The sequence below is a fragment of the Spirosoma liriopis genome (genome assembly GCF_023196085.1).
Taxonomy (GTDB): Bacteria; Bacteroidota; Bacteroidia; order Cytophagales; family Spirosomataceae; genus Spirosoma; species Spirosoma oryzicola.
This window is the reverse complement of sequence record NZ_JALPRF010000001.1, coordinates 1,468,581-1,493,193: the sequence shown is the minus strand read 5'-3', so window position 1 is coordinate 1,493,193 and position 24,613 is coordinate 1,468,581. Positions and strand designations below refer to the sequence as shown.

The 24,613-nt window shown below is 51.8% G+C and carries 18 protein-coding genes; 3 read left to right on the top strand and 15 right to left on the bottom strand.

The features are described 5' to 3' along the window. Positions 1-53: 53 nt before the first annotated feature. Positions 54-296, top strand: coding sequence for a hypothetical protein (locus M0L20_RS06155; RefSeq protein ID WP_232559978.1), 243 nt, complete (start codon positions 54-56; stop codon positions 294-296). A gap of 116 nt (positions 297-412) precedes the next feature. Here the strand turns inward: M0L20_RS06155 and M0L20_RS06150 are convergent, their stop codons facing one another. The 12 genes from M0L20_RS06150 to M0L20_RS06095 form a co-directional block, all read right to left on the bottom strand. After that, complete coding sequence (locus tag M0L20_RS06150) at positions 413-2,581, bottom strand: 3-hydroxyacyl-CoA dehydrogenase NAD-binding domain-containing protein (protein ID WP_248476145.1); 2,169 nt, start codon at positions 2,579-2,581, stop codon at positions 413-415. Positions 2,582-2,625: 44 nt separating this feature from the next. Next, positions 2,626-3,834 (bottom strand): acetyl-CoA C-acetyltransferase, encoded by a 1,209-nt coding sequence (locus M0L20_RS06145; RefSeq protein ID WP_248476143.1) that lies wholly within the window; start codon positions 3,832-3,834, stop codon positions 2,626-2,628. 152 nt (positions 3,835-3,986) lie between these two features. Continuing rightward, complete coding sequence (locus M0L20_RS06140; protein WP_248476134.1) at positions 3,987-4,130, bottom strand: hypothetical protein; 144 nt, start codon at positions 4,128-4,130, stop codon at positions 3,987-3,989. 126 nt (positions 4,131-4,256) lie between these two features. Then, complete coding sequence (locus M0L20_RS06135; RefSeq protein WP_248476132.1) at positions 4,257-4,961, bottom strand: DUF3078 domain-containing protein; 705 nt, start codon at positions 4,959-4,961, stop codon at positions 4,257-4,259. A gap of 330 nt (positions 4,962-5,291) precedes the next feature. Beyond that, complete coding sequence (locus M0L20_RS06130; RefSeq protein ID WP_248476615.1) at positions 5,292-6,293, bottom strand: Hint domain-containing protein; 1,002 nt, start codon at positions 6,291-6,293, stop codon at positions 5,292-5,294. Between the two features lie 53 nt (positions 6,294-6,346). Then, positions 6,347-7,918 carry a flavin monoamine oxidase family protein gene (locus M0L20_RS06125; protein ID WP_248476130.1) on the bottom strand — a complete coding sequence of 524 codons (1,572 nt, stop codon included), beginning with the start codon at positions 7,916-7,918 and terminating at the stop codon, positions 6,347-6,349. Positions 7,919-8,013: 95 nt separating this feature from the next. Then, positions 8,014-9,183: a pyridoxal phosphate-dependent aminotransferase gene (locus M0L20_RS06120; protein WP_232559973.1), complete on the bottom strand. Its 1,170-nt coding sequence runs from the start codon at positions 9,181-9,183 to the stop codon at positions 8,014-8,016. A 537-nt stretch (positions 9,184-9,720) separates the two neighbouring features. Then, positions 9,721-11,718: an alpha/beta hydrolase family protein gene (locus M0L20_RS06115; protein ID WP_248476128.1), complete on the bottom strand. Its 1,998-nt coding sequence runs from the start codon at positions 11,716-11,718 to the stop codon at positions 9,721-9,723. Positions 11,719-11,822: 104 nt separating this feature from the next. After that, positions 11,823-12,287: a lipocalin family protein gene (locus tag M0L20_RS06110; RefSeq protein WP_248476126.1), complete on the bottom strand. Its 465-nt coding sequence runs from the start codon at positions 12,285-12,287 to the stop codon at positions 11,823-11,825. Positions 12,288-12,453: 166 nt separating this feature from the next. Beyond that, positions 12,454-13,722, bottom strand: a complete 1,269-nt coding sequence (locus M0L20_RS06105) for an aminotransferase class V-fold PLP-dependent enzyme (protein WP_248476119.1) — start codon at positions 13,720-13,722, stop codon at positions 12,454-12,456. Between the two features lie 374 nt (positions 13,723-14,096). Continuing rightward, positions 14,097-15,482 (bottom strand): M28 family metallopeptidase, encoded by a 1,386-nt coding sequence (locus M0L20_RS06100; RefSeq protein ID WP_248476118.1) that lies wholly within the window; start codon positions 15,480-15,482, stop codon positions 14,097-14,099. 125 nt (positions 15,483-15,607) lie between these two features. Continuing rightward, positions 15,608-16,852, bottom strand: coding sequence for a Pycsar system effector family protein (locus tag M0L20_RS06095; protein ID WP_248476117.1), 1,245 nt, complete (start codon positions 16,850-16,852; stop codon positions 15,608-15,610). Between the two features lie 195 nt (positions 16,853-17,047). Between M0L20_RS06095 and M0L20_RS06090 the strand changes: the two genes are divergently transcribed. After that, positions 17,048-20,707, top strand: coding sequence for a BamA/TamA family outer membrane protein (locus M0L20_RS06090; RefSeq protein ID WP_248476116.1), 3,660 nt, complete (start codon positions 17,048-17,050; stop codon positions 20,705-20,707). A 68-nt stretch (positions 20,708-20,775) separates the two neighbouring features. Here M0L20_RS06090 and M0L20_RS06085 read toward each other — a convergent pair whose 3' ends face one another. From M0L20_RS06085 to M0L20_RS06075, 3 genes are all read right to left on the bottom strand, one after another. Further along, positions 20,776-22,080: an adenylate/guanylate cyclase domain-containing protein gene (locus M0L20_RS06085; RefSeq protein WP_232559966.1), complete on the bottom strand. Its 1,305-nt coding sequence runs from the start codon at positions 22,078-22,080 to the stop codon at positions 20,776-20,778. A 93-nt stretch (positions 22,081-22,173) separates the two neighbouring features. Continuing rightward, positions 22,174-22,698, bottom strand: coding sequence for a hypothetical protein (locus tag M0L20_RS06080; RefSeq protein ID WP_232559965.1), 525 nt, complete (start codon positions 22,696-22,698; stop codon positions 22,174-22,176). Positions 22,699-22,775: 77 nt separating this feature from the next. After that, the gene (locus M0L20_RS06075; protein WP_248476114.1) at positions 22,776-23,117 is read right to left on the bottom strand and encodes a tRNA-binding protein; all 342 of its coding nucleotides are present in this window, start codon (positions 23,115-23,117) and stop codon (positions 22,776-22,778) included. Positions 23,118-23,216: 99 nt separating this feature from the next. Between M0L20_RS06075 and M0L20_RS06070 the strand changes: the two genes are divergently transcribed. Further along, a complete protein-coding gene (locus M0L20_RS06070) occupies positions 23,217-24,578 on the top strand; it encodes a PQQ-dependent sugar dehydrogenase (RefSeq protein ID WP_248476113.1) in 1,362 nt (453 codons plus the stop codon). Positions 24,579-24,613: the final 35 nt, after the last annotated feature.

Sequence of the window (24,613 nt, the reverse complement as noted above, 5' to 3'; positions counted from 1 at the left end):
CCCTATTGACTTTCTTGAGTTTATTCACAAACACGTCTAATTTACTGATTGCTATGAAGATGAACACCCAGCCCATCCAGAATCTGGAAGTAAGCCTTGAGGAGCTGGTAAGCGCTTTCAAGGGATTACCAGCCCAGCCGGAGGGCAACGAGCATTATACCGTCAAGTTTTCTGTACCCAACGATTATGGCAACGCCAGCGAACGGCAGCTGCTATTCAAATGGAATCAGGAAAAAAACGATTGGGAATTGAATACCAAAGGGCACGATCTGTTGATTACCGCTTCCAGCCGGTAGGATCGCAATCACTGACGAATTTCAAACGACAAAACCGCCATTCACGGCGGTTTTGTCGTTTAAGGGCTCAAGAGGAATGCATCAGTCTATTTAGTTTCAGATAATGCTGAAAAGCGTTAGGCCAGCGTGGGCTGTTCGGCCTGTTGGCGTAATTTCTCAGTGGGCCGGAAGCGTTCGCCGTACTGGTCGGCCAGCCGATCGCAGGTTGTAACGAAGGTATCAATACCGACGAAATCGACAAATGACAACGCTCCGCCCGTATAGGCCGGAAATCCCCAGGCTAGAATTGATCCCAGGTCACCGTCCAGCTTTGTGCGAACGACGTTTTCTTCAAAGCAGCGTACCGCTTCAATCGCCTGTCGATACAGCAAACGGGTTTTTACTTCGTCGAGTGTGGGCTGTTGGTCGGCTAGTGGAAACAAATCCGCCAGTCCCGGCCACAAACGTTTCGCTTCGTTATCGGGGTAATCGTAAAAACCGGCTTTGGCTTTCTTACCCGACCGGCCTCGTTGGACAAACTGTCCGGCAACCTGGTAGCTGGTGTCATCCTCGTTCAAAGCACCGTCCTTGATACCCTGGCTCGCAATTTTATAAACCAGATCAAGCGCCACTTCGTCCGTAACGGCTAGCGGGCCGACGGGCATACCCGCATCTTTCCCAGCATTTTCGATCAATACCGGGTTAACGCCATCTTTCAGTAACTCCATTCCTTCCGAGGAATAGGTGCCAAAGCAGCGCGAGGTGTAAAAGCCGCGTGAATCATTCACTACGATGGGCGTTTTTCGAATTTTACGCACGTAATCAATGGCAACGGCCAGCGCATAATCGGAGGTTTGCTTGCCCATGATTAGCTCAACGAGCATCATCTTGTCTACGGGAGAGAAGAAGTGAATGCCGATGAAGTTTTCGGGTCTGTCCGATGCCTGCGCCAGACTGCTGATGGGCAGGGTAGAGGTGTTGGAGCCAAACACACGAAGGCCATTTTCGGCTAGCATCGGCTCCGCTTCCTGCGTAACCTGCGCTTTCAGATCGCGATTTTCGAATACCGCTTCAATGATCAGGTCGCAGCCTTGCAGATCGTCGGCGGAGGCAGTGGGTTTGATCAGGTCGAGAATACCGTCTACCCTACCCGGATCGACTTTGCCCCGTTCGACGCCTTTCTGTAGCAGTTTGCGGATTTGATTTTTACCCGCTTCGGCGGCTTCAATCGAAACATCCTTGAGGACAACGTCCATACCCGCCTGTGCCGATACGTAGGCGATACCGGATCCCATCATGCCAGCGCCCAGAACGCCCAGTTTCTTAATGTCTGTTTTTGGAACGTCCTTGGGGCGGCTGGCTCCCTTGTTGGCTTCGTTCATGCCCAGAAACATCGTCTGGATCAGATTCTTTGCTACTTTAGACGTAGCGACCTTTACAAAATGCCTGCCTTCGATGACGAGGGCCCGATCCATGTTAACCTGCAACCCTTCGTACACGCAGGCCATAATTTCAAGCGGGGCGGGGTAGTTGCCCTTGGTCTTCTCTAGCAGCATAGCCGTTCCGGCGCTGAACGTTTGAGCCCCGACCACACTCTGCACGTTGCCGCCCGGCACCTTGAAATTATCTTTTCCGACGATTTTACCCGTTTTGCGGTCAACTTCGTCCCAGGGCTTGATCGGGTTGGGATTCGCGTCAATCCAGGCACGTGCCTTGGCTAGCATCTCGTCGGGTGTATCGGCTGTGTCATCGACCATACCCAGACTTTTGGCTTCCTGAACGCCTACTTTTTTGCCTTCCAGCATCAGCGGCAACGCTGTTTGAATACCTAACATACGCGGTAGCCGTTGCGTACCACCCGCGCCCGGCAACAAACCGATGGTTACTTCGACCAGCCCAATCAACGTTTTGGACCGGGCGGACGTTCCGTTACTTAAGGCAATACGATGATGGCAGGCTAAACAGATTTCGTAACCGCCCCCGAGCGCCGTACCATTGATCGCGGCCACAGTTGGTTTTCCCGACGTTTCGATGCTGCGAAAAATCCGGTTCAGCTCCGACGATACCTTTAGCATCTCAGCGGGTTCTTTGTCGTTATTGCGCAGAATCATTTTTAGATCGGCTCCCGCGACGAACTCCGGCTTGGCCGAGGTGATGATGATTCCCTTCACCGATTCGTCAGAAAAGGCACGCTGGAGAGCCGCTTCAAACTGGGGGATGGATTCATCATTGAGGACGTTCATCGGAGCCGATGTCATTGCCCACGAAATAAGGGCTACGTTTTGGTCAACGCTGTAGTTTATCATTGTCAATACTGTCAACGAATACGGTGAATGCCAATAAATGACGGCTAATTAACTCGTTCGAAAAGGGTGGCAATACCCATGCCGCCACCAATGCAGAGCGTCGAAAGCCCGAACTGTTTACTGGTGCGTTCCAGTTCGTCAATCAGGGTCGCCGAAATGATCGCGCCAGTTGCGCCCAACGGATGACCCAACGCGATAGCCCCGCCGTTGACGTTAAGTTGGCTATGGTCAACGCCTAATTCGTCCATAAACAGCATTGGTATGGCTGCAAACGCTTCGTTAACCTCAAATAGATCAATGTCGCTAATGCGCATGCCCGCCCGTTTCAGTAGTTTGCGCGTGGCCGGAATCGGACCCGTGAGCATAATGGTTGGTTCAGAACCCACAACCGCAAACGCTTTGATGCGGGCCCGAGGTTTCAATCCCGATTGTTCGCCAAATGCCTTGCTGCCGATCAACACGGCTGCGGCTCCGTCAACAATCTGTGAGGAGTTACCGGCGTGGTGAACGTGGTTTATTTTATCGAATTGGGCGTATTTAAGCAGCGCCAGCGCATCCAGCCCCATCTTGCCCATGCCTTCAAAAGCGGGTTTGAGCTTGCCTAAACTCTCGGCGGTTGTGTCAGGTCGTACACCTTCGTCGCGGTCGAGGAGTGTCAGACCTAATTCGTCCTTGATGGGTACGAGTGTTTTCTGGAAACGGTTATCGGCTTGCGCGGCAACGGCCCTGCGGTACGATTCGGCAGCAAAGCGATCCACATCATTCCGCGAATACCCGTACTTCGTCGCAATCAGATCGGCAGAAATACCCTGCGGAACAATGTTGTGACGGGCAACGATCTGCGGATTCATAAATAAAGCGCCACCGTCGGAACCCATCGGCACCCGCGACATGGATTCTACACCACCCGCGATGATGGCATCGACCTGCCCCGACATCACGTAAGCCCCGGCCATGTTGATCGCTTCGAGACCTGACGAGCAAAACCGGTTGAGCTGAACCCCGGCTACCGATTCAGCGTAATTCGCTTCGAGCGCAGCCGTGCGTGCAATGTCAGCGCCCTGTTCACCAATTGGTGTTACGCAACCCATGATCACGTCATCGACCAGCGACGTGTCGAGTTGATTCCGGTCGCGGAGTTCGCGCAGGACGCTCGTCAGGAGCTGAATGGGTTGCACATCATGCAGCGCACCGTCACTCTTCCCGCGTCCGCGTGGCGTTCGGACGGCATCATAAATGAATGCTTCAGCCATAAGTCTATCCGAAAAATTAGTATGCAAGCATACGGTTATGTTTCAACAAAAGTAGCATCAAAGGCTCAACAGGGCAACGATTTTGGATTAAATTGATATTTTATTTGTCCGTGAGAATACAAACCGGGCAAGACGTCAGCGACTACGGTACTTTACTTTTTGCGGAATGTGCTGAAATTGTACGCTAAGCTCAACGCTATGGTCTGCTGAACTTGCAAGCGGGTACTGAAATCCCGGTCATAAAAGCCGATAAAATTAAACGTAACGCTTAAAAACTTGATCAGCTTGGCGGTCATCGTCAAATCGAGCCGGTGGTCGATTGCGTTTAAGGCTAAATAATTGGCGTACAGTTGATAACGCGCGTTAAATTTGATGTTCTTGGTCAGGTTGCGGTCGATAACCGAATGCAGTTGAAAAGCCAGCTACTCCAGTCGGATTGATCGACCGGGCGGTACGCCGTAGACGGTGGCCGTTGGATCGGGTACGTAAACGCCGTCTACCTGGGCAATGCGCACTCGATTGTCTGTTAAGGTCGTCAGGCGGGGCGCGAAGGGGTTCATTTGCAGGGAAAACCAGTTTGTGGGCGTAAACGACACGCCCAGCGCTAGCGTCAGCAAAGCGGGTGAGAAAAAATTGGATACGCGAAGGCGATTTCGGTCGGTTGAATCGTAGCGGAAGCCGGGCGCAAAAAAGGTGTTGAAAGCCGCCGACCCGGAGAAACTCCACTTAGGGCTAAATTTGTAGCCAACGACCGAGTTAAGCATAAACACGTCCGCCGATTTCCGGGTATCGTTCAGTTGAATAAGATAACCTAATTGCATGTCGGCGGTATTGTCCCACGACCATTTGTCTTTCAGGTACAAGGCTCTGGTGTTCACCAGCGTACCCAGTGAAATCGAGTTCGTGCCGCCACCCGCCCAGTTGCTGAAGGAGGTTTGGTTAAAGTTGATGCTTCCGTTGAATGACTTTTGCCAGTACGTGGTATCCTTTACGGTAACGACAGAATCTTTGATCACAACGATGGTATCTCGACGGATAACGACGGAATCGGTTCGAGTTGAATCCTGAGCGCGGACAGCCGTACCTACCAGCGTGAGAAAGACCAATAAACAATATTTTCTCATCATACTACATCGAATGAGCCGCTCTGACTCTTCGCAAAAGCGGTGATCACTCTCTTAAATCCATATTGCGATAACTGCCAGGACTTGTGTTTACGGAGAAAAAACTGGCTTTTGGGCGTAAAAAAGACGGGCAGTATCTGAAAGACTAACCCGCCCTGGCTGATTACGTTTAACCCACTGAGCATTTAGCGCTCCGTTATCATCCGGTTGATGACTATAAAACCGCAGTATGAGCCGGGGTAAAATGCAACAGGTCAGGTTCATCGCCGACGAACCTGACCTGTTAAGAATGCCGCTTAGGGCATCCGATAAATTTTCAAATAAACTAAAGGCTTATTTATCTAGTACGATTGTTTCGCCAACCAGATACGCGCCCGATTCGGTAACCAGATTGTACACGTTCTTCACTGCCCGAATCGCTTTTTCGGCGCGGACGACGTGATAAGCCGAAACGCTGTTAGCGGCTGCATCATAGCGATACAGTACTTCACCGGCTTTTACGTCACCCAACGCTTTACGGCCGCTGGCTGTCAGAACGGGGTGGTTAGCCGTTGCTTCGAGTAGTACGGGAGCGGTTAAAGCGTTACGATTATCAGCAGTGAGTTCACTGATCGGCGTAAGCCACACGCCCGCCAGCGTAAAGTTGCCTTCGTGGGTGTCTACTTTCGTTACGCGGGTAGGAGCAAGGCTTTTCGTTGTCGCATCGTAGCCCAGCACAACATCACCCGCATTCAGTGCATTGATCGACTTGGCCGAACCGTCGGCCAGGGTTACCGGGGCATCAGGAGCGAAGCAGAAGTTATACTCTTCTTTTTTCTTGCCGCCACCATCTTCCGATTTTCCGCCACCACCCGAAAGTAATCCGGCCATTTCGCGCGACAAAACAAACGTAAGCGTCGACATCAGACCCGGTTCTTTTTCACCAACGTATTTCAGGTCGTCGATGTAAGCGTCCCACGCTTTGCGGTCGGCGGATGCCCCTGGAATAACGAAGGGTTTTATTTCGCCCGATTTCTCGTTTTTGTAAATCGCCAGCAAGCCAAGTTCTTTGGTGTCCTCGGCGGTAAAGACTTTGTAGAGGTAAATTTTCCGCGTGATACCGTCGCTGTAGGTAAACACATAGGCCGGACGCTCTTCGTAGCGGTCCAGAATAAAGCCGCCCGATTTGAAATACGTGTCTTTGTCGAGGTTGGCTACTTTAATCGCTTTAACCGCTTTGAGTTGCTCGAGGGTCATCGACGCAGAGGCTGTCTGCGCCAAAACGCGCTGGCTCAACAACTGCGTCGTGATGGCGCAACAAAGAAAAATAAGGATCGATAGCAGGTTGTTCTTCATCATTTCTGGGTAGATGAGCGCTGATGTTCAGCCTCTACTTGTTTGTGTACAAATTACTTTTTCGTGTATCCGCCCACGCGTGCATGGATCGCTTCGACGGTCCGACGGGCGGAAGTAAAAGCCCCGGCCATCCAGGCGGTTAGATACGTGGTATGCTCACCCGCGAAGTAAATGCTGTCATCGGGTTCGAGTAACGCGGGATAATATTTTTTTCGGGTAGCGTCGTCGTAAACGGCCCAACCTCCGCCACTGTACGGAATCCGGTGCCAGGCAAGCGAAAACGAATTTTCGAATTCTGCTGGATACTGTGGGTGAATTTTACCGCCCTGAGCCAGCGCCATCTTCTCGCGTTCGGCTACGGACAAGGCACCTACGGCTTCGGCACGACTGTAGAAATTATAGTAACCGATCAGAACGCCTTTCTGGCCCTGTAAGCTGAACGACGGATACCAGATCTGGTTAATGTCCATGTTGGTCCGCGAAATGCCGCCATAAATACCGTCATCCTCTTCCCAGAACCGACGCTTGAACTGTAAGCCAATTTTGCCGGTCTTCATGTACGGAACAAAATCAGCGGCTCGCTTTACCGTTCCCGACAGGTCCGATTCGATGGTTTTCAACATTGGCAAAGGAAGCGTACAGATGCAGAACTCGCCGGTTACTTCGACTGGCTTACCGTCTTTTTTGTAGACGACCCGAACACCATTTTCGGTTTTGCGAAGTTCCGTTACGGGGGCGTTGAAAATGATTTTACCGGCTAGTTTCTTTTCGAACGCTTTCGGAATGGCATCCATGCCCCCAACCGGTTGTAACAGCGTGGTTTGCTGCTCGTAGGCGTAATCCCCTACGTTGTAAAAAACCGGTTGCATAAATCCCGATCGGAGTAAGTCGGTTAGGCCAAACGGATCGGTGAGGGTACCGGGCATGTTACCAGCACCAGGGTCGCTTTTGCTTTTATAACCTCGTCGGTTTGTACCCTTGTACAAATGGGCCGTGTTCAGATCGCCTTCGTTTTTCAGAAAGTCGATTAGTTTTTCGACATCTTCCTTGGTCAACTGCTGATCGAGCGACGATTGATCAAGGGCTTTGGCTAGCAACTCGGAGGTGTAGCCCCGCATGTCGTTGTGGTAATCGCTGATCCGCATACGTCTATTCGCCAGATCGCCCGTTCCACCGTCGTTGTAAAGGAAGGCCGACTCGTTGGCTCCGTTGAAAATCTGCAAGGGAACGCCCAACTCGCGGCAGTACTGAAGCGTTAGCTGATGGTGGTGCGGAATGCGGGCGGCACCCCCGTTGAAATACTGCCCGTCCTCAAACGAACAGGTCTGCGACGGTCCGTTCAGTTCCGTTTCTTTGGTGCCGCCCCGAACGGTCCAGACGCGTCCGCCCGAACGAGAGCGGGCTTCCAGGATGGTACAATCGTAGCCGAGCTTGCCTAGTTCGTAGGCAGCCGTCATACCCGCCAGACCGGCCCCAAGGATAATGATTTTTCGACCTTTACCGTCGCTATCCTGGCCATTAGCAGGTAGATCGAGCGCCGATGCAGGTGCTGGCGGCAACATCCCCCAGGCCAACAGACTGGCGTAACTGGCACTTGTTGAATGAATGAAATCTCTTCGCGTCATATTTTTTTAGGAACGAAAAGCTGGAAGCAAGGATAGAAAGCCATGCCTGTGAGGCCGACTTTCGCTCCTGATTCCCTGCTCCAGACGCCTATTGGTTAACCGACTACTTTCTTAAAGCTATCAACGAACATGACCATCTCTTCCGAGGTCCCGACGCTTACCCGGCAGAACGGCTGACCGTTTAGCTCGCGTGTCTGGATGCCGATGCCGTTGGCAAACATTTGATTTTCAAACGTCTTCGGCTTCATGCGGATCGGAAAGAGAATAAAATTGGCCGCTGATGGAATTACCTCGTAACCCATATCGGCCAGGGCTTTGGTGGTGTACGTGCGTGCTTTGGCGTTCTCGGCGCGGCAATGGTTCTGCCATTCTTTGTCCTTGTAGCTGGCAATACCGGCCATTAGTGTTGTAATGCTCACCGCAAAATCACCGTTGGTATAGGCATGCAGCGTTTTCAGCATCTCAGGTTGGGCAATCGCATAGCCGAGACGCAAGCCCGCAAACCCGTGAATTTTTGAGAACGTACGCGCCAGAATTACGTTCTGACCGTCGGCGACCAGTTTTCCTAGTTTTGGCCGGTCAGCCGGTTCGTAGAAATCGATGTAAGCTTCGTCAAGAAACACGGGCACTTTGGGAGCTACCTCACGGCAGAACGCTTCAAGCTCCGCAGTCGGGACGATGGTTCCAGTCGGGTTATTCGGATTGACAATATACACTAGTTTCACATCGGGTGTCAGGCTCGCCTTGATGGCAGGAAGGTCGTACTTGTAATCCTTCGTCATCGGTATTGCCTTGATTTTAGCACCCATTTTCTCGGCGCGCCGGAGCAGGTCATCGTAGGTAAACGCACTAGTCAGGATGGTGCCTCCGGCTTTGGCGAAATGATCCGCTGCGGCCATCAGAATATCCGACGAGCCGGGCGACATCATAATGTTCGTAGCCTTTACGCCTTCGTCGGTAGCGATCAGCTCTTTCAGTTGACCAAACTCCATCCAGGCGTAACGATTGCCCAGGTCAGCGGCCTTCACCAATGCTTCTTTAGCACTGGGTGCGATGCCAAGCGGATTCTCGTTGGCAAGCAGCCGTGCCCGTAGCTTAGGCATGTCCGGTGGAGCGGTTGTAAAGGCAAATTCGTTGGTGAATTCGGACTGAATCCGTTTAACCGATGAAGCCGCTTCGGCAGTATTAAATTGGCTGAGCGAAAGGCCGGCTGTCATCAGACCGCTGGCCCGAAGCCAATCCCGACGAGTTAGTTGTGAAGACATGAGTATAGGCTTTTTTGTATTTATCTGCGATAAAATAAAAGTAAACCAAATAGTAATTCCTTAGTAGATAGGGTGTTGTGAAAGTACGAATTAATTCGAACAAAAGCGTTTTCTAACTAGAATTGATAATAATTTAATTTTAAGAATAGTCTATTTTTCGGAATTTACATTGGTTATTCTTATATGGGCAGAAGAAATAGTATTTGTTGTTCGTGGTGACCTTTTGTGAGTACTCTTGCGAAAACAGAAGGGTTCGGTGTCGATGGTTCGTGCGGTTCTTAATTTGCACGAACCATCAACACCGAACCCTTTTTTGATTGTCAGAATGCCGTGGTGTCGGTTTCTCAAAACCGACACAGATTGCTGACGCGAAGTGTCGGTTTTGAGAAACCGCGCGGGCGGCCCCGCCGACACTACAGCCCCGCCGGCTCCACCCTCGAATGACACTGAATCAGGATAAGTTCAACGTTTCGGACAATACTGGTTTTCAAATTGCACGAGCCATCGACACCGAACCCTTTATTAATTGAATAGCGATTACAGTGTTTTCGGCTTCAGGTACTTATCGAACCATTGCAGATACCGGTCAACCCGGTCTTTCTGGTAGCTGGGAATCGTGATCCCGTGAAACTGGCCCGGATAAATAATCAGCTGCGTCGGGATGCCCAACGACCGAAGCGCCTGGAACATCTGCTCACTCCCCGACGACGGTACGTTGAAATCTTTTTCGCCCGCCATAAATAACGTAGGCGTTTTAATCCGGTCGGCTTTCAGGAAGGGGTATGATAGTTTTAACCATTTATCGGTGTTTTTCCAGGGAGCGCCCAACTCGCTTTCGTACTGGTTGGTGTACTGGTCAACGCCGTACATCGATAGTTGAAGCGAGCTACCGGCCCCACTCGCGGCTGCTTTGAAACGCGTATCAGTAGCGATGGTGTAGTTGGTCAGAATACCGCCGTAACTCCATCCACCTATGCCCAGCCGGTCAGGGTCCGCAATGCCTTTTTCGACTACGTAATCGGTAGCGCCCAGAATGTCCAGCACCTCTTTGTTTCCCCAATCCGAGTAAATCGCTTTGGTATAGTCGATACCCCGGCCATTGCTGCCGCGATAGTTGACGGCTACCACCGCATAACCGCCCGCCGACAACAACTGCCGGGTCAGGTCAAACGAAAACTCATCCTGCGAAACGGGTCCGCCGTGGATGTAAAAAATGGTAGGCAGTTTCTTGTTGGCAGGCGTATTGGCGGGTTTAAACAGGATGTTCGATACCTGCGCGCCATCTTTGCTTTTCGACGTGAAGCCTTCGACCGTGGCTAGTTCAAGCGGAGCCAGGAATGCATCATGCACGTGCGTGAGCCGACGCAGGTTTCCGTTTTCAAGGGCGTATAATTCAGATGGTGTCTGCGGATCGCTCGATACCGTCATCCAGTTGCCAGCGGAGATGGCTTCCAGATCGCTGAACGACCGATTGCCGCCAATTAGTTTGGTGAATTTTCCATCGGCAAGCGCGTATTGACCAACGTAGGTTTGGCGGTCATCCAGTACCAGCACCCCGATTGTCTGCCCGTCTTTGGACCATTTTGGATTACGGACGGGACGATCCAGCGTTTTCGACAGCAATTTTGGTTCGCCACCGTCTTGGTTGATGACGGCCAGTACCGGCTGATCGTACATCAGAAAATTGCCCGAAGCCGTGGAGCGTACATAAGCGATCCGTTTGCCGTCGGGACTCCAGACCGGACTATTATCGGAGCCCGCCCAGGTTGTCAGTTGCTTCATCGTCGCTCCTTTGCGGGCGTCGATGACGTAAATATCGGTATTCTGATTCCGGTCAGGGTCATCGGTTCGGTTGCTGACGAACGCCAACTGCGAGCCATCCGGCGACCAAACGGGCGATGTTTCATCATGCGCACCGGTCGTCAGCGTATCCAGTTTCTTCGTGGCAATGTCGTAGACGTACAGATGCGTTGAGCCTTTTTCCAGATAGCCTTTCATATCAGCTTTGAAATGATACCGGTCGAGGACGTACGGCTTACGAACCTTGGTCTTGGCCGAATCAGCATAATCGGGGTCTTGCAGAACGAGGGCCAGCTTCTTGCCATCCGGCGACCACACGTACTCGTCTAGATCCGTTTTCAGATCGGTAAGTTTCTTTGCTTCGCCACCCCGGCGGTCCATGAGCCAGATCTGGCCTTTGGTAGCACCCTGCCGCGCCGACACAAACGAAATGTATTTACCATCGGGACTAAAGCGCGCTTTTGACTCGCTATCCGGCCCGTTCGTAATCTGGACCGACTCTTTTCCGTCCCAGCTGGTCATCCAGAGGTCGGCGTTGCGTTTGTCTTTCGTGGTATCAACGGTCGATAAGCCGTAGACGATCCATTTGCCATCGGGCGAGACCTGCGGATCGCTCAGCGTGTGAAGCCGGTAGATATCTGTCGAATTGATGGGCCGTTTTTTAATGGGTGTCTGCGCAAGACCGCTTAAACTGGTCAGCGTAGCGAGAGCGAGAAGTAAAGAACGATTGGTCATAACAGCGTTCGATAAGATAGAGGAGTACGTAAAAGAAGCACCCAAAATACGCAAAAAAGCCGGTAGGAAACCCACCGGCTTTTTTGCACAAGAAGGAGAAAGGACTATTTACGGTATACATACTGTAGTCTACCGGGAGCTGTTGCGGTGCTACTCACTGGAAAATTTATCGTCTCGGTAGCTGACGTCAGCTCCTCAATACCTCCGTTTGATGAATAAGTGTACGTATCTTGACCACCAGCATCATATGTTAGTGTTAGCTGTGTGTTTGTGTAATCCCATGTACCAGTAGCATCGTCTACTATTCCACCTGACTTGATATTATCTGTGAATGATTTATCAGCGCGAATATCAATTCGAGAACTGAGCGAACCCAAATCATAGTTGTAGAGATCAAGGCCGAGACTATTCAAATTTGTATAAGGGGCAACAAATCCGCTCAATAATCCCCGGTTCAATTCCCAACGGCCAACTACAGGTGAAACGGGCGCAGGATCATTGTTTTTGCTACAGGAGCTTAGCCCAATAAGAGAAACCGACAGGCAGAGTAAATAGATGTAACGCTTCATAGTAATTTGATTTTGGAGTCAGAGCTTTGACCGGAGTATGTGGGTGTAAACTACAAAAAAGAACAAACTATATACGTACACTACGCCCAAATACGGGTTATTGTTGCTCTGGTGCCAGCGAATAGGATAAAAAAGTTAGTTTGTGCCCTATTCTGCGTCTGTCAGTTTAGGCTGCCAGTTCCTTCAACGCTTTCACAAAGCTGTCCAGTTCGGCGGTGGTGGTGTACAGATGGGGGGTAACGCGTACGCCACGCACGTTGGCGTTGTCGATGGCTACGGTAAAGATTTTGTAGTTCTCGAACAGGCGTTTCGATAGGTCGGCTGGTTTTATGGTGGCTATACCCACGTTGGCGATGGCACAGGAGCGGGTTGGCGATTCGGGCGTGTTTAGTACAATGTTCGGATGGTGACGAATCTGGTCGGTCCAGTAGCGTTGCAGGTAGCGAAGCCGCGCTTCCTTTCGTTCAATACCAATACGTTCGTGGAAGCGAATCGCGTCCTGAATGGCCAGATCGGTGGCAACGGGGTGGGTTCCGGTATGGTTCAGTTTGCGAATATCATCGTCGGGCATGCTACTGTCGGCAAACAAAGGCCAGAGCGACGAAATTTTGTCTTTCCTCACGTACAGAATACCCGCGCCTAGCGGTGTGCCCAGCCATTTGTGGAGACTGCTGGCGTAATAATCGCAACCGCCCAGATCGGGCATCGTAAATGCCAGTTGCGCGAACGCGTGAGCACCATCAACCAATACCTCAACGCCATGCCGGTGCGCCATCTCGACAATCTGGCGGATCGGCATAATCTGACCCGTAATATTCACCATGTGACACACCATCAGCAGACGCGTTTTTGGCGTGATCGCTTTCTCGTACAGGCTTACAATTTCGTCGTCGGATTGCGGATGGTTAGGCAGGGATACAAGACGGTTCACGGTACCATATCGCCGGGCCTGAAGCCGAAACATATCGAGCATCGCGCCATAATCCTGTTCGGCCATCACGGCTTCGTCACCTGCTTTCCAGTTTATTCCGGCGATCACCGTATCCAGCGATTCAGTGGTGTTGCGGGTAATGATCAACTCGTCGGGGGAGCAGCCCAGCAATGTTGCTAGTTGGGTTTTCGAAGCCCGTTTATCATCGAACTGGCGCGTCCGCATGTAATACGACGAAACAGCGTTGACCTGCTGAATGTGTTGTACATAACGGTCCAGCACCGGTTGTGCGGCCAGTGAATAGTAGCCGTTTTCGAGTTGAATAAAGTCGTTTGTGACCGGATACAACGTCCGAATCTTAGCCCAAAAATCTTCCTGCTCGGCCAGAAGGGGAGCTGGTGTTGCGGCTGCGCTGGCAAATGCCTTATCCAGACCTGACCAGGTTGACAAAGCGGCTGTACCGGCGAGAGATTTTAGAAACTGGCGCTTGGAGAGGGAAGACATAGGTGGCACGGTCTACTTGTAGCAATCGTAGTTAAACAAAGACTAGTAACCACAGAGGGAAAAGAACACAGAGCTGCTTTTAATGGACCTGTTTAAACTTCTGTTCCTCGGGCCGGGTGGCCAGAGCCATGACAAAAACACCGATTTAGACTAACTTCTAGAAAGTTTAAGCGTTGTCTAAGTTTTGTCCTGACGAACTGATACAAGTGGTTTTGTCATCCCGAGGCACGAGGGATCTTCGCTAACCGACCCAATTTTTTTTAGCGAAGATCCCTCGTGCCTCGGGATGACAAAAACGGATCAAACACAAATTTTTAGACAGACTTTAATCAGGCTAAAGAATATAGTCTTTGTGCCTCTGTGGTTAATTTATATTACCGCAAATTCGGAACAGGCAGTACAGGTAAACTTTCGTTGCCGTCTTCGCTGACCGACTGCACGGCGAAGTAATAATTGTCTTTCGAGTAAGGTAGGGTCATTCCCAGCTTGGTCGTGAATAATTTCTTTTGCCAGAAAGGCCAGTAGGTTTCGCGCATCAGCACGTAGTAGCCTTTCACCTTGCCCGTCTTCGGTGCTTGCCAATACAGGACCGTTGCGTTGGTCAGATTCCGAACGTCAACCGTAACCTGCTGCGGTACCGACGGCGATTTGGCCAGATTCGCCAGTGTCGCCAGATTTACTGCCGTATTTTTACGGAGATATTCGAAGTCCATAAATTTAGCGTAGTCGCCGTACTCGATGCCGTTCTGGGTCCGTAAATCCTGATGCTGGTGCTCGTAGTTTTCGTTCATCTCCGTCAGGCGAACGGCTGCAATCCCCCGCTGCACGTACGGCGTATGATCGCCCCCACGCAGGTAGCGGTCGTTGCGGTACACCATAACCACTTCCATATTTTCGACGTAACGTTCGCCAACTTCTTTCAGGTAGCGGGCCAGTGTCCGGGCTTTTCCGTCGTTTTCGTTACCAAACTGCCGAATCTGCCCAATACGACCGGTGGTATCTTTCAGGAGCGAACCGGGGAGTCCTTCGCTGAACACGCGTAGCCGGGTGTTGTCGACAATGCGCGTATCAGAACTGTTATTGCTGCCCATGATGTCGTTGTTGAGCACACCCTCAACGTTCCATTTTTCTTTAATCGCCCGCTCAGAAAGGTGTTCAGCGCCTAAAAGGCCCTGTTCTTCACCCGTCAGCGTTACAAAAATGACGGTAGCCGGAAACGATGATTTGCTCATCACGCGGCACAGTTCAATCACCGCAGCCGTACCCGAACCGTCGTCGTTGGCACCCGGTGCGTCAGATTCCCGGTTCATAACATTTGTGACGCGGCTGTCCATATGACCCTGCACAATGAAAATGCGGTCATCGTTGGGATCGGTCCCTTTAAGCGTTGCCATCACGTTTCCCATGTTGGCGGGCTTATCGACCCGGCGACCATCGGGCTGGAGCGTCCAGGTATCAAGTGTAGCGGTCAACCGACCACCGGACTGCTTGGCGTACTGGTTGAACTTACCCAGAATCCACTGGCGGGCGGCACCAAGTCCTCGCTTGCCAGCCTGCTCGTTGGCATTCATAGGAACACTAAGCGTATGACGCGTGCCAAAACTAACCAGTCCGTCGATGTGCGCCCGCAAGCTGTCTGCGGAAACCTGACCGACCAGATCAGCTATCTGCGCGTCGCGATTTAGGATCGTTTGGGCATTGGATAGGGAGGAAGAAAGAAAAGAAGCTAAAAAAAGAGGTAGTAGTACTTTGGGTTGCATAGGTTTGATGATTCAGTAAGCGAAGCTAACAAAAAAGCGCAAACCAGCCTAGTTTGCGCTTCTGCTTGACTAAATCACAGAATTCTATTTTACAACCTGGCCCTGTAGCCAAACACGAACGAAAATTAACGGCTTACGTACGCAGCGACGCCGAAGGCCAGCACCGACGCAACCAGGCCAAACATAAATACCGAGTAGGACCAGCGAAGAAGCTTGTATTTTTTGCCCAGCACTTTACCCAGAAAATAGATATCGCGAATCATGCTGGAATACAGAAAGTCAGCATCGTCCATCATTCGGCGCATTCCCCACTCATAGTCGGTAAGGTCCATCTGGTGGAAGTTGCCAAAGAAAAGCAGGTTGGCCGTTTTGTGTTCGATATCCTCGCGCGAGAACGTTCCGCTCGTTACGTTAGGACGCGTAGCCAATACGGCCAGTACCGTAGCGATGACGCTCGTTATGGTAAACATAACGGTCGGAATGGTCAGGGTGGGCCAATCCTCTAGCTTTCGGATTAGGATGCTGAGCACCAAGGAGATAACGATGGTGTTGATCGATATCATGATGTTGGCTTTGGTGTCGGCCATCGCACTCAACTGAAAATGATTCTGGGACGTCAGACGAAACATCGTTTCAATGCCCCGTTCCGGTTTACGCGCTTTGGGAGGCCCATCCGCTGGTGAATTGCCGGACGGCTGGTCGATCCGGTTGCTTTTCTTTGCGTGTTTGCCCGGCTTATCAGGCTTGGTATCATCGTCTTCCTCGTCACCGTCTTCTTCGACCTGCTGGCGAAGCGTCTCTAAATTAGCCGCCTGACGAGGGGCCAATACGCTTTGGCCGTAGTGGGTAAAGTAATGGTGATTTTCCAGAAACCCAGCCGTCTTTTTACGCCATTTTTTCTTGCTGATTTTGTTGCCCATCCGTTTCAACTCCTGCCGTAGCTGCTCACTGCGTTCCAGAAAATCGGGCGTTGACAAATGGCCGAGGTCCGCATCGCACAGGATTTCTGCCAGCCGATTTCCGTTGGGCGACTGCGGCATCTTGGTCGCTTCAATGCAGGTGGCTACTTCCTCAACGCGTTGGGCGGGCATACCCAGCTTAATCAGAAAGGGGCGCGCCAGATCAATACCTGTATCTTCGTGGTTGACGCAGCCTTGTCGATAGCCAACATCATGCAGCCATGCCGCAATAAGTACCGTTTCCCGGTCATGATCGGATATCCCTTCCTGGTCGGCAATGTCGTTGGCAAAGGCTACCACATCCTGCGTATGGCTCAGGTTATGGTAGGTATAATCTAATGGAAGCTGCTTGAGCAACGATTCGGCGTAAATCCGGGTTTGATGAAGCAGCGTGGTTTCCTGAGCGATCATACGGTTGGTTTTACTAAACTTGCCGGTAGACTACAAGGTAACGAATTACAGATGGATTCCGTTACGTAGCCGAGGTTAATTTCATACGATGTATTGCCTGATCGGCACGATTTTCTGGCTAACGCGTTGACCAGGTACAATGTAGTGATGGAAGTCTCCGCAAAATTGATCCTCTATTTTCAACTTATTGCTCGTATGAAGTTTTTTTACTCGCTGGTTTTTCTGTCGATTACTGGCTGGCTCGTTGGGCAGACGACCGCTGTCCGGGCGCAGACAGCCTATCGGATTTTTCTGTTGGGTGATGCCGGAGCACCCGTTCCCGATGGTAAAGATCCTGTCCTGAATACACTGCGTGCTCAGCTACAAACGGCCGGACCAAACAGTTCGCTGATTTTACTGGGCGATAATATCTATCAGCATGGCTTGCCTGATGCCGATCACCCCGACCGTGCGGATGGCGAACGGCGAATGAGCCAGCAGCTTGACCTGCGTACCGCCTTTCCGGGCCGAATTTTTGCCATTCCGGGTAACCACGATTGGGACAGAAGCGGGCGTGAGGGTTGGCAGCGCATTAAAAATCAGCAGGATTTTGTGCGGCAGTATACGGGTCGCGACGATGTGTTTTTTCCGAACGATGGCTGCCCCGGTCCGGTGGAGATACCGTTGTCGGATTCGCTTACGCTTGTGCTGATGGATACGCAGTACTGGCTGCATCCGTGGGATAAGCCCGGCGAAAACTCCGACTGTGGGGTAAAAACGTTACCCGATTTTCTGACCCAACTGGATGATATTCTGTACCGGAATCGCCATCGGCGCGTGGTGGTTGCCGGACACCATCCCATGTACAGTCACGGTCAGCACGGCGGTTATTACACGCTTAAAGATCATCTGTTTCCCCTAACGAGTCTCCGCAAATGGCTGTATATTCCGCTGCCGGTCATTGGCTCGATTTACCCCGTTTATCGGTCGGTTTTCGGGAGCTTGCAAGACTTGCCCAATCCGGTATACCGGGAGTTGCGAAACGGCATGGTCGCTGTGTTCAATAAATACCGCAACCTGATCTATACCAACGGGCACGACCATAACCTGCAACTGATTCAGCGTGACAGTCTGTACTATCTCACCAGCGGCAGTGGCTCCAAAGAAGAAGCGGTCAAAAAAGCCAGAGAATCCCTATTCGCTCGTGAACAGAAAGGATTTGCTCGCCTGGATTTTGGTCCCGGCGACCAGATGACTATTTCGTTTTTCGCACCCAGTGCCGAAAGTCCGACGGGCGAACTGTTGTACCAGAAAGTCATTCAGCTTCGTCCTAATGTCCGGTCTAATTCGACGGGTAGCGTTCAGAAAGAACCCGATAACGCACGAGTAGTGCCGGGCGCGCGCTACGCTGCCGGTCCAGTAAAGCGCTTTTGGTTCGGGGACAACTACCGGGATGTATGGACCAGCCCACTCACTGTGCCTGTATTAGATCTAAAAAAAGAACAACTTGTCCCTACCGAGCGGGGTGGTGGTATGCAGACCCTATCGTTGCGGCTGGTTGATCCGAAAAAGCGCGAATATGCGATTCGATCCATCGAAAAGTATCCCGAAAAAGCAATCCCAACCGAGTTGCGAAGCGGTCTGGCCAATGACATCGTGCAGGATCAGATTTCAGCCTCCCATCCGTTTGGCGCGTTAGCAGTGGCTCCGCTGGCCGAAGCTGCTGGTGTTTATCATACCAACCCACGCGTGGTGGTAACGCCCGACGACACGAGCATTCGCGATTACCAGCAAGTGTTTGCTAATACCCTGATGCTGCTTGAAGAACGAGCCGATGGGAATTACAAAGGAACCGGCTTGTTTGGCAACACGACCAAGCTGTATAGCACACCCAAGCTGCTCGAAAAACTACAGGATGATAACGATAACCGCGTCGATCAGCGGGCGGTGCTGCGGGCGCGGCTGTTCGATATGTGGGTTGGCGACTGGGATCGCCACGATGACCAGTGGCGGTGGGCGAGTTTCAAATCGGGAAAAGGACTGCGGTTTGAGCCGGTTCCCCGCGACCGCGATCAGGCTTTTTTTATCAACGAAGGCATATTACCGAAGATCGCCAGCCGGCGTTGGCTGATGCCAAAAATTCAGGGATTCGATTACAAACTCCGGTATGCCCCCGGTTTCAACACCAACGCCCGCTTTTTCGACCGTTCGTTTCTGACGGAGCCTGGCCGCGCCGATTGGCTGGCGATGGCTGATTCACTGCGTGAAAGCCTCACAGACGAGAAAATAAACAGCGCCTTACGCCAACTGCCGGAGCCATCACGCGGATTAACGGCCGAGACAATTGCCGCCAAGTTACGTCAGCGTCGGACCGATCTTGCGCGTTATGCCGATGAGCAGTACCGTTTTCTGGCTAAGGCGGTGGACGTGGTAGGCAGCGATAAAGACGAGCTTTTCGACGTGACCCGACGCCCGGACGGGCAAACCGATGTGGTTGTATACAAACTCAATAAAGCCGAAAAAGCAACGCAGGTGCTTTACAAACGGCGATTCGACGCCAAGGAAACGGAGGAAGTTCGGTTATACGGACTAGGCGGGGACGACCGGTTTACACTGCATGGTGCCTCGCCGGAAGGAAGTTTGGTACGCATTATCGGTGGTAAAGGCGACGATGTAATCGTTGATAGTTCGTCGGTGCGGGGCTTGTCTCGCAAAACGTGGGTGTATGATCTTCGTAAAAACACAACGATAACCGGAGGGTCAGAAACGCGCAGTCGGTTGTCCGACAACAAAGCGGTTAATCGCTATGACCGGATGGCTTTTCGCTACGATCTGACCATGCCGCTGGCGTCGGTGCAGTTGAATCCCGACGATGGGTTGTTTCTGGGCGCGGGTGTTTTGCACCGGACGCAGGGTTTTCGGAAGGAACCTTTTTCGCAGCAGCATCGCCTGTTGGCCAGCCATGCCTTTGCTACGGACGCGTTTAGCTTTCACTACGACGGAACCTTTACCGACTTGCTTGGCAAAACCGATCTGGTTGTCAATGCGGATATCAAAGCACCAAATTTTGTTCAGAACTTCTTCGGCATCGGCAACGAAACCGTATTCAACAAAGAGCGCGGGGTCAACTACTACCGGGTCCGGTTCGACAATTGGAGTCTGAATGCTTTGTTGCAGAATCGGGTAGGGAAGGCTACCTTTTTTTACGGCCCTGCCGTTGAGCGGGTTGAAGTGGACGATGAGCAGCGAAAATTTATTCAGGAGTACGCGCAAAGCATCCCCAACGGCGAGCGACTATTCGAATCGTTCTGGTACGGTGGGCTGAAAGCAGGCTTCACTGTCGATACCCGCAACAACGCTCTCTTGACAACCCGTGGTGTTCTGTGGCGCACCGCATTAACGGCTTACAAAGGACTAAACAGCCAGACGCGTCCGTTTACGCAGTTGCAATCTGATCTTTCGTTTTATGCCAGCATCCGTCTGCCTGCGCTGCTCACCATTGCCACTCGCGTCGGTACCAGTTTGAATCTAAGCGATAACTTCGAATTTTTTCAGGCGAGCACACTCGGCGGACTGACCAACCTCCGGGGTTTCCGGCGGACCCGTTTTGCGGGTGAAAGCGCTTTCTTCCATAACCTGGATTTGCGCTTGCGTTTATTGACCATTCGTACCTATCTTTTTCCGGCGTATGCCGGAATTGTCGGATTTAATGACGTGGGACGCGTATGGGTTGATGGCGAAAAGTCAAGCGTATGGCATCACGGCTATGGCGGTGGTATCTGGCTGTCGCCCTACAACACAGCGGTGATTTCTGTGCTGTACGCTCTTTCCCGCGAAGATCGGATTCCCATGCTGCGCGTCGGTTTCTTCTTTTAAGACGCTCTTCGTAAGGCTGTTGACACGCGTGAAGAGTTCTTCTCCCGCAAACAGGAGAGGGTGTGAGGCTAAAACAATTGGTATAGCTCAATCTCTTCGTCAACGCCTTTGATGACGGTTGGGCCGAGGGCGCGGGCCGTTTCGGGCGGCATAGTCAGCGATTCGTACACCTCCCGCGACACCAGAAACTGCGTTTTAAACGGTTTGTTGAGCTGCTCAATGCGGGCGGCCAGTATCACGACGTTGCCCGTCACAGAATATTGTTGCCGCGTTTCGGTGCCAATATTGCCAACCACCGCGTCGCCGAGGTGAATACCAATGCCTATTGCCGTAGGAATCATCAACTCGTCCGTAACAGCTTTGCGTATTTCTCGGAGAATGGTAAACCCCGCTTCAACGGCTACTTCGGCGGGGTTCTCCACCTCTACGGGCGCTCCGAAGGTGATCATACAGCCATCGCCGAGAAACTGGTTTACAACACCACCGTACTGTTCGACAATGCGGATAATGATACCGAAGAACGTGTTCTGATACGCCATAACGTCTTCGGGAGCCTGGTGAGTGGCGTAGTTCGTAAAATCGCGGATGTCGAGAAACATAACAGCCACACGCATGCGGTGACTCTGATAGTTTCCTTTTTGCTCCAGTACGGCGCGGGCAATCTGGGGCGACACCTGCTGACCAAACAGCGTTACGGCATTTTGCTCCGTTTCAGTAGCCCGAATGGTATCCGTAATACTAAGCCGAATCTGCCGGGATACATAACCCGCTGCCAGACCAGCCATAATCAGCAGCCCCCCTTTGATGATAAACATCAGGGGCAGGTGTACAAACAAGTCGATCTCCCGGTACGGTTCGCTGACGGAACCAGCGATTAGAAAATAAAGACCGATATACTCAGCCCCGGCGATAGCACCCGTGTAGACCGATAGCCAGAAGTTGAGCCGAAGAGTGGAAAGAATGATGAAAAATAGGTAGATGTACGTCAGCGGACTGTCGAGTGCCAGCAACCGGTCGCTCAGATGACGGGATACAATCAGGATGATAAACGAAATAGAGCTGATCTCGAAGGTAGCATTGGCAAACTTAAAGAACGTCGGGATGTCCTGATGGCGCTTCAACTGTTGCGTAAACAAGCGTCGGATGCCCCATTCGTACCCGCCCATGCCCACCAGATAGGGTATAACCGTGAGCATAACGGGGCTGGGAATGGATATCAGGTTGTCATTACGCAGCAGAGGGTGTAAAATCGCCAGCACTACCGTAGCGAACAGAAACATGGCCGATAAGACGCCTGCCCGTTGCGCTTCCCGTTTCAGACTTTCATCGGAGAAGTGCTCCCGAAAGTAAGACTCGATCGGTGGCTTCTGCATGGAGCGAAACGTAAATGTCATTACATAGTCAAGAGGATGATTCGTTTGAAATCAACACCGACCGTCCTGGATTGATTCCGGATGATTCTGCTTTCAGAACTTACAGGCAATACCCACACCAATCGCCTGGCTTCCGGTTAAGGGTATGGGCGCAACGGACATGCCCAGACGGGGCTGTCGGAGCATTTCGTTGTAGCGCGTAACGGCTTTGTTGACGTGCCCGTTTCCAATAAATGCCAGCGTAAGCGACGCACCGATCGATGATCCGTACACGATCCAATAGGTACTGTTGCTGCCGTTTTTGCTGAAGAGAACGTAGGCCAGCGTCGCCAGCGACGTCAACCGGCTGAGCGTCGTCAAGGTGCGAAACGTTCGAAAATGATGGTTGACGGTCGGATCGTTGAGTTCGTAGAAAGGTACTTCGAGCGCAAACGGTGAAGAAAGCCGTTTGCCGCCGTAAAAATAGACGGTCCCCAGCGAAGCCGCCGTCCGTTCGATGGGCATTAGGTGAGCCGGAACCGGAACCGTTCGGTAATGCGATGTGTCATCGGCACGTTGGGCGTACGTACGTGCAGCGATGGATAAAACTAGTAAGCAGGCTACTAAAAGGGTTTTCATACGTGTAAAACGAAAACGGCGTCGGAATACGACAATGATTTTTTATACGGTCATACGCACTGGTTTACAACGGACGATCAGCCAATGCGCAGGCCATTAACCGTCGGACGTTCGGTTTGCAGAAGCGTAACGGTGCCATCGTCGGCGACAGCACCCAGAACCAGGCATTCGCTCATAAACGTAGCGATCTGTTTCGGCGGAAAGTTAATGACCGCTACGACCTGCTTGCCAACCAGTTCATCCATTGAGTACAGTTTGGTGATCTGCGCGGAGGTGCGCTTAATGCCAAAATCACCAAAATCAATCGTTAGTTTGTACGCTGGTTTGCGGGCTTCCGGGAAAGCGTCTACGGAAAGGATCGTACCCGTACGGATTTCTACTTTCTCAAAATCGGACCAGGATAAGGGTTCATTGCTCATGCCGCAAATTAGTCACGGAATGACTAGTACAGCCAAAAACTTTTGTGAGCGAGCAATCGTTACACGCCTGTTAACAATCCTTACAACTTAAACTCAATCATGAAATCAACGTTACTGTTGCTGGCCATGACTACGACGGTCGCCGTCGCTGAGCCGCCCGTCAAGTCAGCTAGAATTCATTCATCAACTGACCACCGGATTACCACAAAACGAAACGCGATTGCGCCCGATCCCGACAATGGTGGCATCAAGCTAACTACGGGTTTTCAGGCGTTGGTATTCGCTGACAATGTCGGCAAAGCTCGGCACATCGTTGTCGATAAGGCGGGTACGGTGTTTGTCAAATTGGACAAACTCAAAGACGGTAAAGGAAACGTTGAACTGCTGGATACCGACGGCGATGGTCGGGCCGATCAGACCGTGACGTTCGGCAACTACACCGGTACAGGTATGGGCATCTACGATGGATACCTGTACGCATCGTCGGATACATCGGTGTACCGCTACAAGCTGACCAACGGTAAGGTAATGGAAACCACCCCCGCCGAACCGATTGTCGTTGGTCTGACGCTTCAACGCCAGCACGCGGGTAAATCACTGGCGCTCTCGCCGGATGGAAAATTGTACGTCAATTTCGGAGCACCCTCCAACGCCTGTCAGGAAAAAGACCGGCAAAAAGGCTCGAAGGGGATGGACCCTTGCCCGATTCTGGAAAATTACGGCGGTATCTGGGTATTCGACGCGAACAAACAAAACCAGAAGCAGTCGGACGGAAAACGGTACGCAACGGGTATCCGTAACGCCGTCGCCCTCGACTGGAACACGGCGACAAATTCGCTCTACGCGCTGCAACACGGTCGCGATAACCTCAACAACTGGGGTGGTGTATTCACCGACGAAGTAAGCGCGGAACTGCCTTCGGAAGAGTTTTTAATGATTAAAGAAGGTGCTGACTTTGGCTGGCCTTACTGCTACAACGACCATAACAAAAACAAAAAAATACTGGCTCCTGAATACGGTGGAGACGGCACGAAAGAAGACCGCTGCTCCGGAAAAGAAAAGCCGATTATGGCGTTTCCCGGCCATTGGGCACCCAACGACCTGCTGTTTTACACCGGTAACCTATTTCCTGCGAAATACAAAAATGGCGCGTTTGTTTGCTTCCACGGCTCATGGAACCGGGCTCCGCTGAAACAGGGCGGTTACTTTGTAGCGTTTATTCCATTCGGGAAAGACGGTCGTCCGTCGGGCAAGTACGAAGTGTTTGCGGAAAATTTCGCGGGTGTAGCCGAGCAGGGTAAACCCGGCACGAACGTCAACGCAGGTAAGCTCGATCTGGCGAGTCCGGGTGATGCGAAAGCGCGTCCAATGGGATTGGCGCAAGGTCCCGACGGTTCGCTGTACATCACCGATTCAGTAAAAGGTAAAGTTTGGCGGGTTATGTATACCGCTAAAAAGTAGTACTAACCTAAAAATAAAAAGCCCTGATTTCGTGT

Coding starts and splice junctions, on each gene's coding strand:
- M0L20_RS06155 (WP_232559978.1), top strand. CDS start 54: ATGAAGATGAACACCCAGCCCATCCAGAATCTGGAAGTAAGCCTTGAG.
- M0L20_RS06150 (WP_248476145.1), bottom strand. CDS start 2,581: ATGATAAACTACAGCGTTGACCAAAACGTAGCCCTTATTTCGTGGGCA.
- M0L20_RS06145 (WP_248476143.1), bottom strand. CDS start 3,834: ATGGCTGAAGCATTCATTTATGATGCCGTCCGAACGCCACGCGGACGC.
- M0L20_RS06140 (WP_248476134.1), bottom strand. CDS start 4,130: ATGACCGCCAAGCTGATCAAGTTTTTAAGCGTTACGTTTAATTTTATC.
- M0L20_RS06135 (WP_248476132.1), bottom strand. CDS start 4,961: ATGATGAGAAAATATTGTTTATTGGTCTTTCTCACGCTGGTAGGTACG.
- M0L20_RS06130 (WP_248476615.1), bottom strand. CDS start 6,293: ATGAAGAACAACCTGCTATCGATCCTTATTTTTCTTTGTTGCGCCATC.
- M0L20_RS06125 (WP_248476130.1), bottom strand. CDS start 7,918: ATGACGCGAAGAGATTTCATTCATTCAACAAGTGCCAGTTACGCCAGT.
- M0L20_RS06120 (WP_232559973.1), bottom strand. CDS start 9,183: ATGTCTTCACAACTAACTCGTCGGGATTGGCTTCGGGCCAGCGGTCTG.
- M0L20_RS06115 (WP_248476128.1), bottom strand. CDS start 11,718: ATGACCAATCGTTCTTTACTTCTCGCTCTCGCTACGCTGACCAGTTTA.
- M0L20_RS06110 (WP_248476126.1), bottom strand. CDS start 12,287: ATGAAGCGTTACATCTATTTACTCTGCCTGTCGGTTTCTCTTATTGGG.
- M0L20_RS06105 (WP_248476119.1), bottom strand. CDS start 13,722: ATGTCTTCCCTCTCCAAGCGCCAGTTTCTAAAATCTCTCGCCGGTACA.
- M0L20_RS06100 (WP_248476118.1), bottom strand. CDS start 15,482: ATGCAACCCAAAGTACTACTACCTCTTTTTTTAGCTTCTTTTCTTTCT.
- M0L20_RS06095 (WP_248476117.1), bottom strand. CDS start 16,852: ATGATCGCTCAGGAAACCACGCTGCTTCATCAAACCCGGATTTACGCC.
- M0L20_RS06090 (WP_248476116.1), top strand. CDS start 17,048: ATGAAGTTTTTTTACTCGCTGGTTTTTCTGTCGATTACTGGCTGGCTC.
- M0L20_RS06085 (WP_232559966.1), bottom strand. CDS start 22,080: ATGCAGAAGCCACCGATCGAGTCTTACTTTCGGGAGCACTTCTCCGAT.
- M0L20_RS06080 (WP_232559965.1), bottom strand. CDS start 22,698: ATGAAAACCCTTTTAGTAGCCTGCTTACTAGTTTTATCCATCGCTGCA.
- M0L20_RS06075 (WP_248476114.1), bottom strand. CDS start 23,117: ATGAGCAATGAACCCTTATCCTGGTCCGATTTTGAGAAAGTAGAAATC.
- M0L20_RS06070 (WP_248476113.1), top strand. CDS start 23,217: ATGAAATCAACGTTACTGTTGCTGGCCATGACTACGACGGTCGCCGTC.